The organism is Rhizobium sp. WYCCWR 11128 (genome assembly GCF_013416305.1).
GTDB lineage: Bacteria > Pseudomonadota > Alphaproteobacteria > Rhizobiales > Rhizobiaceae > Rhizobium > Rhizobium indicum.
In genome coordinates, this window is the sequence record NZ_JACCEZ010000001.1 from 812,964 (window position 1) to 829,143 (window position 16,180).

Here is a 16,180-nt window from a genome sequence, read left to right on the forward strand (position 1 = left end):
TCAAACCGGCGCGCGCGGCGCGGATTCCTGCGCGATCGGCGACACGCGGCGCTTGGCCTCACGATAGAACGTATAGAGGCCGGAGGCGATGACGATCGCAGCCCCCACGAGCGTCCAGCTGTCAGGCACTTCGGCGAAGAAAAAGAAGCCGAGCACAGAAGAGAAGATCAGGCTGGTATAGCGGAACGGCGCGACGAAAGAGATTTCGCCAGTGCGCATGGCGAGGATGACCGACTGATAGCCAACGAGCACCAGCACCGATGCGAGCACGAGATGACCAAGCGCGGTGGCGCTGACCGGCTGCCAGCCGCCAAGCACCGGAATGAGCAGCGCACCGAAGAAGGAGGCTGATATGGCGGTGATGACGGTTATCATCAGCGAGGGAATCTCCGGACTGATGCTCCGGGTGGCGAGATCGCGGCCGGCCGTCGTCAGCACCGCGGCGACGCAGAGGAGGGCGGCGGCGGTGAATCCCTCAGGGCCGGGACGAATGATGATCATCACGCCGACGAGGCCGACGAGGATCGCCGACCAGCGCCGCCAGCCGACCGGCTCGCCAAAGAAGAGCGCCGCGCCGAAGGTGACGACCAGTGGCAGCGATTGCAGGATCGCCGAGGCATTGGCGATCGGCATCATGCCGAGCGCGGTGATATAGGTGACGGCGGAGAGCGTCTCGCAGATGATCCTGAAAATGATCATCGGCTGCAGCATGATGCGCCAGGAACGCAGCGCGCCCATTTTCCAGGCGATCAGATAGACGAGCAGGCTGGTGAAGAGGCCGCGCAGGAACATGATTTCGCCAGCGTTCATATAGCCGATCACCGATTTGGACAGAGCGTCGCTCGCGGAAAAGCCGGCCATCGCCATACTCATATAGATGGCGCCCTCAGTATTGCGTGACCGCGGCATGAAGAGATTCCCGTTACCTGTGCGCTCCTTTTAATCGCGAAGATGCATCAAGGGAATCGGATGAATGTCACACAAAGCATAAATCGATGATGCGGTGCACAATAACGCTGACGTCAACGCAGGCGTGTGAGTGAGATCGCCGCAAATCACCGTTTTATAAGGCGAATCCCGATACTTCCGCACGGCCATCAAGGCGGCGATGGGGACGCGCCATCGCTCCTTCCGGTTGGGCCATAGGCGTTTTTCTCTTCTTGCGCGGGAATCGGGTGGCTGCATCGCCTGATATTTGAGCATCTCACATCTCGCAACAACCCAGGAGAGACCGATATGACACTTCTCAACGACAAGATCGCCATCATCACCGGCGCAAGCTCCGGCATCGGCCGCGCGGCGGCGAAACTCTTTGCGCGGCAAGGCGCCAAGCTCGTGGTCACCGGCCGGCGGCAGGACGCGCTCGATGATGTCATCGCGGAAATCGAGGCGGAGGGTGGTCAAGCCGTCGCCATATCAGGCGATGTCAGGAACGAGGCGCTGCAGGCAAGGCTCGTCGAAACGGCGGTCTCGCGTTTTGGCCGGCTCGACATCGCCTTCAACAATGCCGGCATCCTCGGTGAGATGGGGCCGGTTGCCGGGCTGTCGCTCGAGGGCTGGCGCGAGACGATCGAGACCAATCTCACCGCCGCCTTCCTCGGCGCCAAACACCAGTCGGCGGCGATGGGAAAAGGCGGCGGATCGCTGATCTTCACCTCGACTTTCGTCGGCCACACCGTCGGTATGCCTGGCATGGCCGCCTATGCGGCGAGCAAGGCGGGGCTGATCGGCTTCGTGCAGGTGCTCGCCGCTGAACTCGGAGCGCAGAAGATCCGCGTCAACGCACTGCTTCCTGGTGGCACCGACACGCCCGCCAGCATTACCAACGCGCCTGATGCCACGCCGGAGGTGCTCGCCTTCGTGGAGGGGCTGCATGCGCTGAAACGCATGGCGCAACCCGAAGAGATCGCCAATGCGGCGCTTTTCCTCGCCTCCGACATGTCGAGCTTCGTGACCGGCACGGCGATGCTGGCCGATGGCGGCGTTTCAATCAGCCGGACATAGGGTGGGCAAGGGAAGGTGCCCTCAGGGTCATCGCTTCGGCACGTTCTTAGTTGCGGCGGGCTGTGCCACCGCAACAAAGGCATCGATCAAGCGACTTCGCGTATGTCTTTTACTACCTGGCGGTCGAGATAGGCGATCAGATCCTCGATGGTGACGAGGGGTAGGTTGTGGCGTTCGGCGAAGAGCGTGAGTTCGGGCAGGCGAGACATGGTTCCGTCGTCGTTGGCGACTTCGCAGATGACGCCGGCGGGGACCCTTCCGGCAAGGCGGGCGAGATCGATGGCGGCTTCGGTATGGCCAGGGCGGCCGAGCACGCCGCGGGGATTGGCGCGCAGCGGAAAGATATGGCCGGGGCGGGCGAAATCGGCGGGCTTTGCGCGATCATCGACCAGGGCGCGGACGGTGGCGGCGCGGTCCGCCGCAGAAATGCCCGTCGTCGTGCCCTTGAGATAATCAACCGAGACCGTGAAGGCAGTTTTGTGCGATTCCGTGTTGTTGGGCACCATCAGCGGAATGTCGAGCGCATCGAGACGCTCGCCTTCCATGGCGATGCAGACGAGACCACGGGCGTGGGTCATCATGAAGGCGATTGTTTCCGGGGTGACGGCATCGGCCGCGACCACGATATCACCTTCGTTTTCCCGGTTCTGGTCGTCGACGACGACGACCATCTTGCCGCTGGCAATGGCTGATATGGCATCTTCAATTGTTGCGATAGTCATGCTGTCTGGCCTTTCAAGGGTTATGTCAGCGGACTGACATGGTCTGCTCGGCTCAATCCGTGAGCGAGCCTTCTGCCCTTGGGCGAACAAACGTCAGCCGCCTCCAGGATGGAGTGCGACTGCCCGTGTTGTCCTCTTCCATCCGGACTATACCGTCGGCTCCGGCATCTCACCGGATCTGCTGACCTTCCGACAGGAGGTGCCGGAAGCGCTCGCGGGCTCCAGGATTGCTCCTGATACCGCCGGTGGGGAATTACACCCCGCCCTGAGAACAGTTCAAAGATAGGACCAAAAACAGGCGGATGGCAAGGTCACTCGACCAGGCAAAAATGCAAAGCTGCCCTAACGCCGATGGACACACTGTTCACACAGAGGCGACGACCGTGTCGCCTTCCGCACTTCGCTCGTGGTTTGCTCTTTGTTCGATGCATGTCGTTGTCCCAAAACCGCTACGCAATTTGGGCGCCTGCATCAGGACATGATCAGGCCGCCGTCGACATTGATCGTCTGGCCGGTGATATAGGCAGCGTCATCGCTGGCGAGGAAGGTCACCAGGCCGGCGACATCTTCGCCGGAGCCGGCCCGTTTCATCGGGATGCCTTCGACCCATTCCTTCATCAGTTCGCCGGGGGCGTAGTTGCCGAGCAGCTTGCCCCAGGCCTGGTCGTTATAGGCCCACATGTCGGTCTCGATGATGCCGGGGCAGAAGGCGTTGACGGTGATCTTCTCGGTCGCGACTTCCTTGGCCAGGCTCTGGGTGATTCCGACGACGCCCATTTTCGAGGCGGCATAATGCGGGGTGTAGATGAAGCCGTCGCGGGCTTGGCCGGAAGCGGTGTTGATGATGCGGCCGCCGCGCTTGTGCTTGCGCATTCTTGATATTGCCTCCTGGGCGCAGAGGAAGACGCCCTTGGTGTTGACGGCCATGACCTTGTCCCACTCGTTTTCGGTCAGGTCCTCGACGCGGGCGATAGTGATGACGCCGGCATTCTGGATCGAAACGTCGACCGAGCCGAATTCCTTCTCGGCGGCATCATAGAGGGCGGTGACGCTTGCCTTGTCGGTGACATCGCCGATGAAGGAGATCGCCTTGCCGCCTTCGGTTCGGATCTGTTCGGCAACGCCGTGGACCAGCTCCTCATTGGCCGAGACGACGAGATTGGCGCCTTCGCGCGCAAAGCGTCTGGCGATGGCGGCGCCGATGCCGCGGCTGCCCCCGGTAATAACGACGGTCTTCTGCTCAAAGCGTTTCATGCTCTTTCCTTGTGTCACTCGATAAACAGCAAATCTGGGTGCGACCTACCATGCGATCATTATTGGATCTCAACCGGTTGTCGCAAATTCAGGCAGCCTTTAGCGCCGATGACGACGCCCGAACCCTCCGTCCGTTAGACAGCCCGTTCGATCGGCGTGAAGGGCGGGCAGACGGCGATATCGCACGCCGTCTTGCCCGTTAGTCCCTTCAGCGCCTCGATCTCAGCCAGGGAGGAAGCGAGACCGGTCACTTTCCAGCGGCGGCAATGAGCTTTCTCATCGCATCACCAGCAGCAGAAACCGCCATCGACGAGAAGATCGACGCCGGTCACGAAACTTGCTGCATTCGACAGCAGAAACACCGCCGGGCCTACCATCTCGTCCACCGCTGCCATGCGCTGCATCGGCGTCTGCTCTTCGAAGAGCTTGGTCTGGTGGACCATCTCCGGACGGGTGTTCATGGGCGTTGCCGTGTATCCGGGGGAGATGGTGTTGACGCGAATGCCGCGGTCGACCCATTCCATCGCCATGGACTTCGACATATGGATCACGCCCGCCTTGGAGGCGTTATAGTGCGCTTGGCTCAGCCCCCGGTTTACGATCACACCCGACATGGAAGCGATGTTGACGATGGAGCCGCGCCCATTCTTCAGCATGGCGCGAGCCTCTGCCTGGCAGGAAAGAAAGACGCCTTTCAGGTTGATATCCATCAACGTCTGATATTGGTCCTCCTCCATTTCTTCCGCTGCGTTCGCGTTAGCGATGCCTGCAGCGTTGACTGCAAGTGTCAATGGGCCGAGATCGGCTTCGGTCCGTGCTACGGCATCTCCAAGGGAAGATTTGCTCGTGACATCCGCCGCGATCTGGATCGAGCGGCGGCCGGCGGCGCGAATATGTTCAGCCGTCTTGGCCAGCCCGTCGTCGGTTCGACGGTCGAGCAACGCCACGTCCGCCCCGCATTGCGCAAGGCCGATGGCAATGCGCTGCCCAATGCCGCTTCCGGCTCCGGTAACGATGGCAACCTGGCCGCTGAGATCGAAAAGCTTCGGGGCGTTCAGAGTGATGTCGGACACCGCTCTTCCTTTCTCTGTCTGTTTAGATGGTAGCTAGCTCCATGACCGAAACGTCATTTGCCTGGTCACGATTGAGAATGCCTGCCTGTTTGCCTTGCGCAAGCACGAGAATGCGATTGGAGACTCCGAGAACTTCCTCAAGGTCCGAGCTTACGACGATGACCGCCACGCCCCGTTTTGCAAGATTGACGATGATGTCGTAGATGCCCGCTCGGGCGCCGACGTCGATGCCTCTCGTCGGTTCGTCGAGCACGACGACCTTAGGATCGCGCATCAGCCATTTCGCGATGACCACCTTCTGCTGGTTGCCGCCGGACAGGTCCGAGGCATATTGCTCCGCACGGCCCTTTACGCCGAACTTGGCAACTGCCTTCTCCGCAAACGAGCGCTTGACGCTCGGCGTAATCCAACGCCCGCCCAGCTTGTCGAGATTGGCGTAGATAATGTTCTCGCCGATCCGGTGCCCGACAATCAGGCCCTGCTCCTTGCGGTCTTCCGGAACCATCACGATACCCTTGGCGATCGCGTCCGCCGGATCGCGCAGCCTGAGTTCTTCGCCTTCCAGCTTGATCGAACCTGCACTGATTGGGTCCGCGCCCGAAATCGCGCGGACAAGTTCCGTACGGCCGGCGCCGACCAATCCGGCGATTCCGAGAATTTCCCCGGCGCGCACTTCGAAGGTAACGTCACGGAACGAGTTGTCCGGCGAGCTCAGTCCGGACACCTGGAGTACCGGATGGTCTGTCGGAACTGGCAGGGCAGGGAACAAGCGGTCAAGCGGGCGTCCGACCATGCTTTCGACGATCGTTCGCACCGGGGTCGCGCTGTCTGAGAATTCCTGCACGCGCTCGCCATCGCGAAGAACGACGATCCGGTCGGTTATTCGCTTGATCTCTTCCATGCGGTGGGAAATGTAGACGATGCCGACGCCCTCCGACCGAAGCTTTCTAACCTGTTCGAAAAGAGCTTCCGTCTCCGCGCCGCCAAGGGCGGCCGTCGGCTCATCGAGGATCAGGAGCTTTGCGTTGAGAGCCAGCGCCTTGGCGATCTCGATAAGTTGCTGATTTGCTGTGGAAAGGCCGGCGACCGTCCGCGTTGCGGGGATGTGAAGGTTCAAGCGAGCGAGCTGGTCCTGGGCCCGGCGAACCATCTGGGCGCGGTCGACAACACCGTTCTTCATCGGCCAACGTCCGATGAAGACGTTTTCCGCGATCGACAGCTGCGGCAGAAGCTGCAGCTCCTGATGGATCAGGACAACGCCCTTGTCGATCGCTTCCCTTGGGGTGGCCGGGGCATAAGGCTGCCCCAGCCATGTCATTGATCCTTCGGACGGCGTGCGTGACCCGGCGATAATGCCCGATAGCGTTGACTTGCCCGCTCCGTTTTCACCGAGAAGTGCAACCACTTCGCCCGGATAGACGTCCAAGCTGACATTCTTCAGAACCTGGAGCGGCCCATACCATTTGGATATGCCCCTCAGGGAAAGAACTGGATCAGTCACGGCACACCTCCTCAAGACCTCAACTTCATTACGGATGGTTGGCGATGAAGCCTGCGACGTTTTCCTTGGTGGTCAGGGTGGCATCCATGAGTTGGACCGGCGGCACCTTCTCCCCGGCAACAAGCTTGGCGGCGTTTTCAACCGCGTCGCGGCCCATCTTCTGCGTCTGCTGGGTCGCCGTTACGTTGAAGACGCCCTTGCTGAGCGCTTCGAGAGCTGCGGTGTCACCATCGAAGCCGCCAACCACGATCTTCTGGGAAGGATTGGCGACCTTGATCGCCTGCGCGGCGCCAAGGGCGAGGCCGTCGGCCTGGGCGAACACGATCGAAACGTCCGGATTTGCCTGCAGCATATTCTGCATGATCTGGAATCCTTCGTCCTGGCTCCAGATGTTCGAGAACTGCTCGGCGACAACCTTGACGTCAGGATATGCCTTGAGAGATTCACCGCAGCCCTTCGAACGATCGACTTCCGGCGTCGTGCCCTTCTGGCCGTGGATGATGACCATCTTCCCCTTGCCGCCGGCTTCCTTCAGGATGTAGTCGCACACGGCCTTGGCAGACGCGACGGAATCCGTTGCAAGGAAGGTATCGCCGGGTGCGCCCTCGGCGTTGCGGTCAACGTTCACGACCGGAATACCAGCGCTCTTTGCGAGCTTGACCGGAACGGTCGCAGCCGCCGCGCCGGCCGGAATGTAGATCAGCGCGTCGATTTTTTGGGTCAGAAGGTCCTGGATCTGATTGACCTGTGTCGGCCCGTCGCCCTTTGCGTCGACCGTGATGACTTCGATGCCGCGCTTCTTGGCTTCGGCTTCGACCGATTGCTTGATCTGGTTGAAGAAGTTTGCCTGAAGGTTGGCTACGGCCAGGCCGAGCTTCTTCAGTTCCGCCGCGTGTACGGGGCCGAGCATGAGGCCGAGCAGTGCAGCAGACGCGAGCATGGTGCGCGCTATTTTCATTGTATTTCCTCCGTTGTTTGATGGAACCCTCGGGTATGTCCTCCCCCTCGGGGTATTGATCCGCCCCAAACCCTTGGAGCGGAATTCCGAGCCCGCCGACGCGGCGGACCCTGTTCGTTAGGCGCGACGCCGACGAATAGTCTCCGCGCCGACCGCGAGCACGATGACGATGCCGATGATCACTTGCTGCAGGAACGGTGAGACGTTGAGAAGATTGAGCCCGTTGCGAAGGACGCCGATGATAAGAACGCCGATCAGCGTTCCACCGATGCCGCCCGCGCCGCCGGAGAGCGAAGTCCCGCCAATGACGACCGCGGCAATGGTGTCCAGTTCATAGCCCAGACCACTGGACGGCTGGACGGAATCCAGCCGCGCGGCGAGCACGATGCCTGCGAGCCCCGCAAGGACTGAACTTGCGACGTAGACGCCAATCGTCACGAGCGGGACGTTGATACCCGCCAGCCGAGCGACTTCCGGATTTCCTCCCACCGCGTAGAGCATGCGACCTTCAGACCGGAAGTGCAGGAAAAGCCACGCCGCAAGAACAACCGCAAGCATGAGAAACACAGTGGCTGTCAACACGCCGAAATGACGATCGATTGCCAGCATCATGAACCAGTCGGGGAATCCGACGATCTGCTGGCCGTCCGTGATCATATTTGCGACGCCGCGAGCCGCGGACATCATCGCAAGAGTGGCAATAAACGCTGGAACCCTGAACTGTGTCACCAGAAGTCCGACGATCAGGCCCGAAACGCCCGATGCGACCAGAGCAAAAACGATCCCGACCGGCAGCGGTAGGCCGGCGACATTCGCAGTCCAGCCCATGACCATCATCGCAAGAGCGAGCGCCGAGCCGACGGAAAGATCGATGCCGCCGATCAGAATGACAAAGGTCATTCCGACGGCCATGATGCCGAGGACAGTGATCTGATCGAGGATGTTGAGGCCGTTCCGAACCGAAAGAAACGTGTCGGTGCTGAGGCTCAGGAAGACGCAAAGCAAGAGCAGCCCCACGAGCGGGCCGGTGGCGCCCTTGAGCTTGCTCAACCAGGCGCCGGACGAAAGCCCGTGTTCATTGATATCGAGCGCCACCATTGTTCCTCCCTATGCCTAGGCTATTCGCTAATTCACTCTACGAATAAATATTCACTGATGCTGGAAAATTCATTAACAAGTTGCTTCCGAGCTGTCAATAGGATTTTCCGGACTTGCAACTGCCGGCGCGTTGCTTAAAGGGCTTGACTAATCGGTGTCTTGTGCAAAAATATTGATAACTGAATATTTATGCATGAGAGGAACCCATGAATACGACAGAACTCGAGCGGGTCGCTCGCGAGATCCGATTGCGCGATCTCCAGGCGGTCTTTGAAGCGGGCGCCGGCCATATTGGCGGGGAAATGTCGGTCATCGACATTTTGACTGCCCTCTATTTTCGTGTGCTGAATGTTTGGCCCGATCAGCCAAAGCACCCGGACCGCGACAGGTTCGTTCTTTCGAAGGGACATACTGCATGCGCTCTGTATGTGACGCTCGCAAAACGCGGCTTCATCCCAGAGGAAGAGATTTCCACCTTCTTGCAGCCGCATTCGAGGCTGAACGGGCATCCAAATTGCAACAAGGTCCCTGGCGTCGAAACGAATACCGGGCCGCTCGGCCACGGTCTTCCAGTCGCAATAGGAATGGCAAAAGCCGCCAAGCTCTCAGGCGCGAAGTATCACACCTACGTCGTCACCGGCGACGGTGAGATGCAGGAGGGCTCCAACTGGGAAGCGATCATGGCGGCCGCGCAGTTCAAGCTCGATAACTTGACGCTGGTCATCGACCACAACAGGTTCCAGCAGGGCGCCGCCCTGGCGGAAACCAACGATCTCGCCCCGCTTCGTCCGAAGCTTGAAGCTTTCGATTGGGAAGTCACCGAGATCAATGGGAACAATATGAGCGAAGTCGTTTCAGCCCTCGAACACCGGGTTTCGAGACCGCATTGCATCGTGGCCCACACCAACAAGGGCCATGGAATCTCCTTCATGCAAGACCGAGTCGACTGGCACCACAAGGTACCGAGCAAGGAACAATACGAAATCGCATTGGCAGAATTGTCGGAGGCACTGTAATGAACGCGCCAATAAACGCACCCAAGCTCTACGATTGCCGCGACGCATTCGCCTCTACGCTTGAGCGGCTGGCAGCCGAAAACGAAACGATCGTTGCCGTCTGCAACGACTCCGTGGGTTCTTCCAAGCTCGGCGGCTTCAAGGCGAAGTTTGCAGAGCGCCTCGTCAATGTCGGTATCGCTGAGCAGAACATGGTGGGGGTTGCAGCAGGCCTCGCCAATGGCGGACGCCTTCCGTTCGTGTGCGCCGCCGCTCCGTTTCTAACGGGACGGTCGCTGGAGCAGATCAAGGCCGATATTTCGTATTCGAATGCCAACGTCAAGCTGGTCGGCATTTCCTCTGGAATGGCGTATGGCGAACTCGGCCCGACCCATCACTCGATCGAGGACTTTGCCTGGACGCGGGTTCTGCCTAATCTTCCGGTCATTGCGCCTTGTGACCGCATCGAAACAGCTGCTGCGGTTGAGTGGGCCGCGGCCTATAACGGCCCCTGTTTCCTGCGTCTGTCTCGCGTCGGTGTGCCTGATCTGCTTCCGGAGGGTCACAAGTTCGAACTGGGCAAGGCAAACCTCCTTCGCCAGGGTTCCGACGTCACCCTTATCGCAAACGGCACTTTGACTCATCGAATCTTAAAGGCTGCCGAGATCCTCGCAGAACGCGGCATCAACGCCAGAGTGCTCAACCTTGCAACGGTTCGTCCGATCGACGAGGACGCCATCATCGCCGCGGCGAAGGAAACCGGAGCGATCGTCACAGCCGAAGAGCATTCGATCTTTGGCGGGCTCGGTTCCGCCGTAGCCGAAGTGGTGGTCGACAATGCTCCGGTCCCGATGAAACGTCTCGGAGTTCCCGGCATCTATGCTCCGACCGGTTCGGCAGAGTTCCTGCTCGACGAATTCGGGATGGCGCCGTCCGCAATCGCCGACGCCGCGCAGTCGCTGATCAGGCGCAAGTAATTTGGATCACGTGATCAGCCGGGGCGCATTTGTCGTCCAGGCTGCCGTCTGATCTGGGGAGGATAGAATGCGGGCAATTCTGGCAATTGACCAGGGCACGACCAATTCAAAGGCAGTTCTCGTTTCCGAAAAGGGAGAAATTGTTGGCAGAGGTTCGGCTCCGGTCGGCATCACCTATCCGAAACCAGGCTGGGTCGAACAAGACCCACGCCGGCTCTACGCATCCGTCTGCGAGGCGATCGACGCCTGCCTGAAGGCCGCCCCCGACGTGGCTGTCGAGGCCGTGGCGATTTCCAATCAGCGCGAGTCAGTCACTGTCTGGGACGCCGAAACGGGAGAAGCACTTGGACCGGTGGTAAGCTGGCAGTGTCGTCGAACGGCACAAGATTGTGAACGTCTCATCGCCGAAGGCCGCCTTGACCGTGTGCAGGCGCTCACAGGACTGCCATTGGATCCGATGTTCCCGGGTTCGAAATTCCGATGGCTGCTCGACCGTATTCCGGCCGGGCGATCGGTGCGGCTGGGAACGGTCGACAGTTGGCTCGTCCACTGCCTGACGGGCGGGCGCCGGCGTGTTTGCGATGCTTCGAATGCCGCCAGGAGCCAGTTGTTCGATCTCCAGGAGCAGAGATGGAGCGAGGAACTTGGCGAGATTTTCGGCGTGGATATCGCGCTCCTCCCCGAGGTACTCGACAGTTCTGCCGACTTCGGCAGGACGCAAGGGGTGCCAGGCGTGCCGGATGGAACTCCGATAATGGCCGTGATCGGAGACAGTCATGCTGCGCTGTTCGGTCATGGAGCATTCAAGCCGGGTGATGGCAAGGTAACCTTCGGAACCGGCTCTTCGGTGATGACGACGCTTCCGCGATTTATTCCCCCACGCAACGGCGTCACAACGACCGTCGCATGGCGTCTCAATGGAAAGCCGACTTTCGCTTTCGAAGGCAATATTCTCGTTTGCGCCGCCAGTCTCCCCTGGATGGCAGGCATTCTCGGCCTTTCGGACGTGGCGGCCCTTGTCGAACTTGCGGCGAGCGCCGCACCGGGCGGACCGGGCTTCGTGCCAGCATTCGTGGGACTGGGCGCACCCTATTGGAACTCCGACGCCCGTGCCCTGTTCTCCCAGATCAACTTCAATACGACACGTGCGCAAATGGCGCGGTCCGTAACCGACTCGATCGCTTTCCAGGTGCACGACGTGATCACCGCCATGCGAGCACAAAGCGGCGGCGAGCTCGGGGCGCTCTATGTCGACGGCGGACCGAGCCAAAACCGCTTCCTGATGCAGTGTGTCTCTAACCTCATCGAACATCCCGTGATCCAATGCGAAGCACCCGAGGCGTCGGCTTTGGGAGCCGCATATCTCGCGGGTCTCTCACTTGGCCTCTGGAGCGATCTTCAGGTTATCGCAGAGCTGCCCCGGAGCTCACATATCATTGACCCGGAACCCGTGGATCGAGCGGTGCTTCTGAATACCTGGAATGATGCACTTGCCCGCTCGACGGCACGCGAAACAACGGCTAATGATGAATAAAAATTCACCCTAGGATTAGCGATGACTCGCCTCAATGAACTCCGCCTCATCTCAAGGGTCGCCCAGATGTACCACTTGGAGGGGCGGCGACAGGCGGAGATCGCACAGCACCTTCGCCTGTCGCAGGCGACAGTGTCGCGCATGCTCAAGCGTGCCGAGGCCGAAGATATTGTGCGAACCAGCGTGACCCCCCCGGTTGGCACCTACAGCGAGCTTGAGAGCGCGCTTCGCGAGAAATATGATTTGCCGGAGGCGATCGTCGTTGAGTGTACGGAAGATCGGGACGGCGCCATCATGGCCCGTATCGGAGAGGCCGCGGCTCATCTCTTGGAGGTGACGCTTGCGCCAGGGGAGATCATCGGCGTTTCGAGTTGGAGCCAGACCATCTCCAAGATGGTCGAGAACATTCATCCCCTGAAGAGCGCTCAGGCGAAATACGTCGTCCAAACCCTTGGAGGCATGGGCGATCCTTCAGTGCAGACGCATGCGACGCAGCTCACCACGCGGCTTGCTCGGCTGACCGGCGCTGAGCCAAAACTGCTCGCTGTGCAGGGGGTTACGACGTCCAGAGAGGCAAAATTTCTTATGCAGGCCGATCCATACGTTCGGGAGACGATGGACTTGTTCGGCAGCATAACGCTTGCGATCGTCGGAATCGGAGCAGTAGAGCCGTCCGAACTTCTCGCACGGTCAGGCAACATCTTTTCGTCTCGGGAACTGTCTGATCTCGCGGAGGCGGGAGCCGTCGGCGATATCTCGCTTCGCTTCTTCGATAAAAACGGCAAGCCGGTCAAGACACCTCTGGACGACCGGGTCATAGGGCTTCCACTCGAGGATCTCGAACGGGTGGACCGGGTCATTGCTCTCGCCGGCGGGTCCAAAAAGACCGACGCAATCGCAGGCGCGCTGCGCGTGGGGGTCATCCACATGCTTGTTACGGACAAGTTTACCGCGCAGCGATTGATCAACTGATGAGACAGACTGATTGCCACCTCAATGCGCTGTCCCATCCACAATCACATGGTCATGGTCCAGCGAGCATTTCTCCACCCGGGCCTCGACCCTGTAGATCTCCCGCAGCATCTCGGCGGTGACGACGTCGCGGGGATTGCCGCAGGCGTGCATGCGGCCGTTGGCGATGACGAGGACCTTGTCGGCGAAGCGCAGCGCTTGGTTGAGGTCGTGGATGGCGATCAGCACGATCATGCCCTTGGTGCGGGCCTGGCGGCGCATGAAATCGAGGACCTCGACCTGGCGGTGGAGGTCGAGCGCGCTGGTCGGCTCGTCCATCAGCATGATCTCTGGCTCGCGCACCAGGGCCTGGGCGATCGAGACGAGCTGGCGCTGGCCGCCGGAGAGCGCGCCGAGATCGCGGAAGGCGATGGCGTTGATATCGAGCGCTTTCATGATCTCGTCGATGAAGCGGAGGTCGCTGTCGCTGACGGCCCAGGACTGGCCCTGCTTGCGGGCAAGCAGGATAGATTCGTAGACCGTCAGCACCGCATTTGCCGAGGTATCCTGCGGCATGTAGCTGATGGCGTTTTTTGTCTTCGAGCCTTCGACGACGACATGGCCCGGCCCCTTGAGCAGGCCGGTGATGCGCTTGAAAAGCGTCGACTTGCCGGCGGCGTTCGGGCCGATCACCGCCACGACCTCGCCCGATGTCATCACCGGCGTTGTCACATCTTCGACGAAGAGCTTGCGGCCGTGATAGGCGCCGACCGATTGCAACTGAAGCGCTACCACGACCGGCTCCTGTTCGAGAGGATGAGCGAGAAGAAGAAGGGCACGCCGACCAGCGCGGTGATGATACCGATCGGGAAGACGACACCTGGGATGATCGACTTCGAGACGATCGAGGTCAGCGAGAGCAGCAGTGCGCCCGACAGGATCGAGCCCGGCAGGAAGAAGCGCTGATCCTCGCCGAGGATCATGCGCGCGATATGCGGCCCGACGAGGCCGACGAAACCGATCGTACCGACGAAGCTGACGGGGACTGCGGCAAGCAGCGAGACCACGAGCATGGTCTCCAGCCGGATGCGGCGGACATTGACGCCGAAGCTGGCGGCCTTGTCTTCGCCGAGGCGGATCGCGGTCAGCGCCCAGGCGTTGCGGGCAAAGAGCGGTAGCGCGATCAGCAGCACCGTAAGCGTTACCCAGATCTTCGGCCAGGTGGCCTTGGTGAGGCTGCCCATCGTCCAGAAGACGACAGCCGACAGCGCCTGTTCTGAGGCGAGATATTGCAGGAAGGCGAGCAAGGCATTGAAGGTGAAGACCAGCGCGATGCCGAGCAACACCACCGTCTGCACCGAGACGCCGCGGGCCTGCGAGACGAAATGGATGAAGAGCGTGGCGATCAACGCCATGATGAAGGCATTGACCGGTACCAGCAGGCCGGCTGCTACAGGCAGAAGCGGAACGCTGGTGACGATCGCAAGGGCAGCACCGAAGCTTGCCGCCGCTGAAATGCCGAGCGTGAAGGGGCTGGCGAGTGGATTGGCGAGGATCGTCTGCATCTGCGCGCCGGCGACGGAGAGCGATGCGCCGACGACGATCGCCATCACGGCAACCGGCATGCGGATGCCCCAGACGACGGCCCGCACCTGATCCGAAACGGAGGAGGGGTCGAGGAGGGCGGCGACGACTTCACTGAGACTATAGCGGGCCGGGCCCCAGGCGAGATCGACCGCAAAGGACAGGCAGAGCGCTGCCGTCATGGCGGCAAGGATCAGCAGCTTGCGCCGGGCGAGGGCGCGGTAGCGCTCCCTCCCGGCTTCGGCTTCGATCGATATGGCGGCGATCTCGGCCATTTTGGATTACTGACCCGCCTTGGCGTCGACCCAGTAACCCGGCTGGTAGGCGACCGGCAGGAATTTTTCGTGGAATTCCTTGAAGGTGGCATCGGGATCGAGATCGGCAAAGAGGTTAGGATGGAACCACTTGGCCAGTTGCTGGACGGCGACGAACTGGTAGGGGCTGGTATAGAACTGGTGCCAGATCGCGTGGACATTGCCGCCGGCAACCGCCCTGGAGCCGGTGAAGGCTGGGTTTTCCATCAGCGTAGTCAGCGTCTTGCGGCTGTCGTCGAAGGTGGCGGCGGCATTGGGACCGACATTCACAAAGTCCTTGGCATTCTTGGTCTGGCTCCAATTGGATCCGGTGACGACGATGACGTCAGGATTGGAGGCGACGACCTGCTCGGCATTGATCGAGCCGGTATAGCCCGGCAGGAAATCGGAGCCGAGATTGTGGCCGCCGGCCCAATCGACCATCAGGCCGAAATTGTCGGGGCCGAAGGTGCCGCAGCATTCGACCAGGCCTGCGGCGCGGTACATGAAGACATTGGGCTTCGGCGGATTGGCGGCCTTCAGCTTGTCGGTGACGCGGGCCATCTGCTCTTTCCAGAAGCTGGCGACGGCTTCGGCGCGGTCTTCATGGCCGAAGATCTGGCCGAGGATCTTCAGGCTCGGCTCGGTGTTGGCGAGAATGTGCTCGCGGAAATCGATGTAGACGATCTTCACGCCGATGCCGTTCAGCATGTCTTCGAGCTTCACCTCGTCGGCCGCTGCCTTGTTGCCGATCGGCAGCAGCAGCACATCAGGATGAAGCTTGACGACCGTCTCGGTCTGCAGCGTGCCGTCGGTTAGGTTGCCGAGGAATGGCAGGTCCTTGCCCTTCGGAAACTTCTCGACATAGGCGTTGAAGCCGTCCTTGTCGGTGGTCCAGAGATCGTTGCGCCAGCCGACGATCTTGGCGAAGGGATCTTCCTTCTCGATCGGGGCTACGGCATAGAGCATGCGGCCTTCCCCAAGGATCACACGCTCGACCGGCTTGTCGAAGGTCACTTCGCGACCCGCGACATCCTTGACGGTGAAGGACTGCGCCCAGGCCGAAAGCGGCATCAGGCTCGCAATCGCCGCTGCGGAGACTGCGAGTATTTTCACGAAATTCATCTGGAAATTCCCCCGAGGTCTGAATAATGTCCGCAGGCATAAGAAATATGACTTTATGAATCAAGTTCTATGTTTTAGAGCGTTTCCAAACTGATCCGATGCCGGGGTGCC

15 protein-coding genes and 1 riboswitch are annotated in these 16,180 nt (G+C 60.5%); of the genes, 5 read left to right on the forward strand and 10 right to left on the reverse strand.

The features are described from left to right. The gene (locus tag HX898_RS04000) at positions 1-909 is read right to left on the reverse strand and encodes a DMT family transporter (RefSeq protein WP_138389012.1); all 909 of its coding nucleotides are present in this window, start codon (positions 907-909) and stop codon (positions 1-3) included. 327 nt (positions 910-1,236) lie between these two features. Here HX898_RS04000 and HX898_RS04005 point away from each other — a divergent pair, with 327 nt between their 5' ends. Then, on the forward strand, positions 1,237-2,004 hold the full coding sequence (locus HX898_RS04005) for an SDR family oxidoreductase (protein WP_180194054.1): 768 nt from the start codon (positions 1,237-1,239) through the stop codon (positions 2,002-2,004). A gap of 86 nt (positions 2,005-2,090) precedes the next feature. Here HX898_RS04005 and ribB read toward each other — a convergent pair whose 3' ends face one another. From ribB to HX898_RS04035, 6 genes are all read right to left on the reverse strand, one after another. Beyond that, positions 2,091-2,726: a 3,4-dihydroxy-2-butanone-4-phosphate synthase gene (gene ribB, locus HX898_RS04010; RefSeq protein WP_138329224.1), complete on the reverse strand. Its 636-nt coding sequence runs from the start codon at positions 2,724-2,726 to the stop codon at positions 2,091-2,093. Between the two features lie 126 nt (positions 2,727-2,852). Next, a riboswitch (FMN riboswitch) is annotated at positions 2,853-3,003 on the reverse strand. 194 nt (positions 3,004-3,197) lie between these two features. Continuing rightward, positions 3,198-3,980, reverse strand: coding sequence for a glucose 1-dehydrogenase (locus HX898_RS04015; protein ID WP_138389015.1), 783 nt, complete (start codon positions 3,978-3,980; stop codon positions 3,198-3,200). A gap of 284 nt (positions 3,981-4,264) precedes the next feature. Next, positions 4,265-5,053 carry an SDR family oxidoreductase gene (locus HX898_RS04020; RefSeq protein WP_138389016.1) on the reverse strand — a complete coding sequence of 263 codons (789 nt, stop codon included), beginning with the start codon at positions 5,051-5,053 and terminating at the stop codon, positions 4,265-4,267. A gap of 22 nt (positions 5,054-5,075) precedes the next feature. Further along, on the reverse strand, positions 5,076-6,554 hold the full coding sequence (locus tag HX898_RS04025; RefSeq protein WP_180194055.1) for a sugar ABC transporter ATP-binding protein: 1,479 nt from the start codon (positions 6,552-6,554) through the stop codon (positions 5,076-5,078). 28 nt (positions 6,555-6,582) lie between these two features. Further along, complete coding sequence (locus HX898_RS04030; RefSeq protein ID WP_171598688.1) at positions 6,583-7,512, reverse strand: sugar ABC transporter substrate-binding protein; 930 nt, start codon at positions 7,510-7,512, stop codon at positions 6,583-6,585. A 117-nt stretch (positions 7,513-7,629) separates the two neighbouring features. Further along, positions 7,630-8,610 carry an ABC transporter permease gene (locus tag HX898_RS04035; RefSeq protein WP_180194056.1) on the reverse strand — a complete coding sequence of 327 codons (981 nt, stop codon included), beginning with the start codon at positions 8,608-8,610 and terminating at the stop codon, positions 7,630-7,632. 206 nt (positions 8,611-8,816) lie between these two features. Here HX898_RS04035 and HX898_RS04040 point away from each other — a divergent pair, with 206 nt between their 5' ends. The 4 genes from HX898_RS04040 to HX898_RS04055 all read left to right on the forward strand — a co-directional run bounded on the left by HX898_RS04040 (position 8,817) and on the right by HX898_RS04055 (position 13,088). Then, positions 8,817-9,626, forward strand: a complete 810-nt coding sequence (locus HX898_RS04040) for a transketolase (protein ID WP_130760764.1) — start codon at positions 8,817-8,819, stop codon at positions 9,624-9,626. Then, positions 9,626-10,582 (forward strand): transketolase family protein, encoded by a 957-nt coding sequence (locus HX898_RS04045; protein ID WP_180194057.1) that lies wholly within the window; start codon positions 9,626-9,628, stop codon positions 10,580-10,582. The genes HX898_RS04040 and HX898_RS04045 overlap by 1 nt, the downstream gene beginning before the upstream one ends. 67 nt (positions 10,583-10,649) lie before the next feature. Then, positions 10,650-12,116 (forward strand): FGGY-family carbohydrate kinase, encoded by a 1,467-nt coding sequence (locus tag HX898_RS04050; protein WP_180194058.1) that lies wholly within the window; start codon positions 10,650-10,652, stop codon positions 12,114-12,116. 21 nt (positions 12,117-12,137) lie between these two features. Continuing rightward, the gene (locus tag HX898_RS04055; RefSeq protein ID WP_003540269.1) at positions 12,138-13,088 is read left to right on the forward strand and encodes a sugar-binding transcriptional regulator; all 951 of its coding nucleotides are present in this window, start codon (positions 12,138-12,140) and stop codon (positions 13,086-13,088) included. A 21-nt stretch (positions 13,089-13,109) separates the two neighbouring features. On the opposite strand, the gene HX898_RS04060 is transcribed toward HX898_RS04055, so the two are convergent. From HX898_RS04060 to HX898_RS04070, 3 genes are read right to left on the reverse strand one after another with little or no spacing between them, the layout of a single operon-like run. Beyond that, positions 13,110-13,862, reverse strand: coding sequence for an ABC transporter ATP-binding protein (locus HX898_RS04060; protein ID WP_180194059.1), 753 nt, complete (start codon positions 13,860-13,862; stop codon positions 13,110-13,112). Then, positions 13,856-14,926 (reverse strand): iron ABC transporter permease, encoded by a 1,071-nt coding sequence (locus tag HX898_RS04065; protein ID WP_180194060.1) that lies wholly within the window; start codon positions 14,924-14,926, stop codon positions 13,856-13,858. Before HX898_RS04065 ends, HX898_RS04060 begins: the two co-directional genes overlap by 7 nt. Positions 14,927-14,932: 6 nt before the next feature. Continuing rightward, on the reverse strand, positions 14,933-16,069 hold the full coding sequence (locus HX898_RS04070) for an ABC transporter substrate-binding protein (RefSeq protein ID WP_138329235.1): 1,137 nt from the start codon (positions 16,067-16,069) through the stop codon (positions 14,933-14,935). Positions 16,070-16,180: the final 111 nt, after the last annotated feature.

What these genes read in the sequence shown, in the direction of transcription:
- HX898_RS04050 (WP_180194058.1), top strand. Translation starts at nt 10,650, where the DNA reads ATGCGGGCAATTCTGGCAATTGACCAGGGCACGACCAATTCAAAGGCA.
- HX898_RS04030 (WP_171598688.1), bottom strand. Translation starts at nt 7,512, where the DNA reads ATGAAAATAGCGCGCACCATGCTCGCGTCTGCTGCACTGCTCGGCCTC.
- ribB (WP_138329224.1), bottom strand. Translation starts at nt 2,726, where the DNA reads ATGACTATCGCAACAATTGAAGATGCCATATCAGCCATTGCCAGCGGC.
- HX898_RS04000 (WP_138389012.1), bottom strand. Translation starts at nt 909, where the DNA reads ATGCCGCGGTCACGCAATACTGAGGGCGCCATCTATATGAGTATGGCG.
- HX898_RS04045 (WP_180194057.1), top strand. Translation starts at nt 9,626, where the DNA reads ATGAACGCGCCAATAAACGCACCCAAGCTCTACGATTGCCGCGACGCA.
- HX898_RS04015 (WP_138389015.1), bottom strand. Translation starts at nt 3,980, where the DNA reads ATGAAACGCTTTGAGCAGAAGACCGTCGTTATTACCGGGGGCAGCCGC.
- HX898_RS04035 (WP_180194056.1), bottom strand. Translation starts at nt 8,610, where the DNA reads ATGGTGGCGCTCGATATCAATGAACACGGGCTTTCGTCCGGCGCCTGG.
- HX898_RS04070 (WP_138329235.1), bottom strand. Translation starts at nt 16,069, where the DNA reads ATGAATTTCGTGAAAATACTCGCAGTCTCCGCAGCGGCGATTGCGAGC.
- HX898_RS04065 (WP_180194060.1), bottom strand. Translation starts at nt 14,926, where the DNA reads ATGGCCGAGATCGCCGCCATATCGATCGAAGCCGAAGCCGGGAGGGAG.
- HX898_RS04055 (WP_003540269.1), top strand. Translation starts at nt 12,138, where the DNA reads ATGACTCGCCTCAATGAACTCCGCCTCATCTCAAGGGTCGCCCAGATG.
- HX898_RS04040 (WP_130760764.1), top strand. Translation starts at nt 8,817, where the DNA reads ATGAATACGACAGAACTCGAGCGGGTCGCTCGCGAGATCCGATTGCGC.
- HX898_RS04005 (WP_180194054.1), top strand. Translation starts at nt 1,237, where the DNA reads ATGACACTTCTCAACGACAAGATCGCCATCATCACCGGCGCAAGCTCC.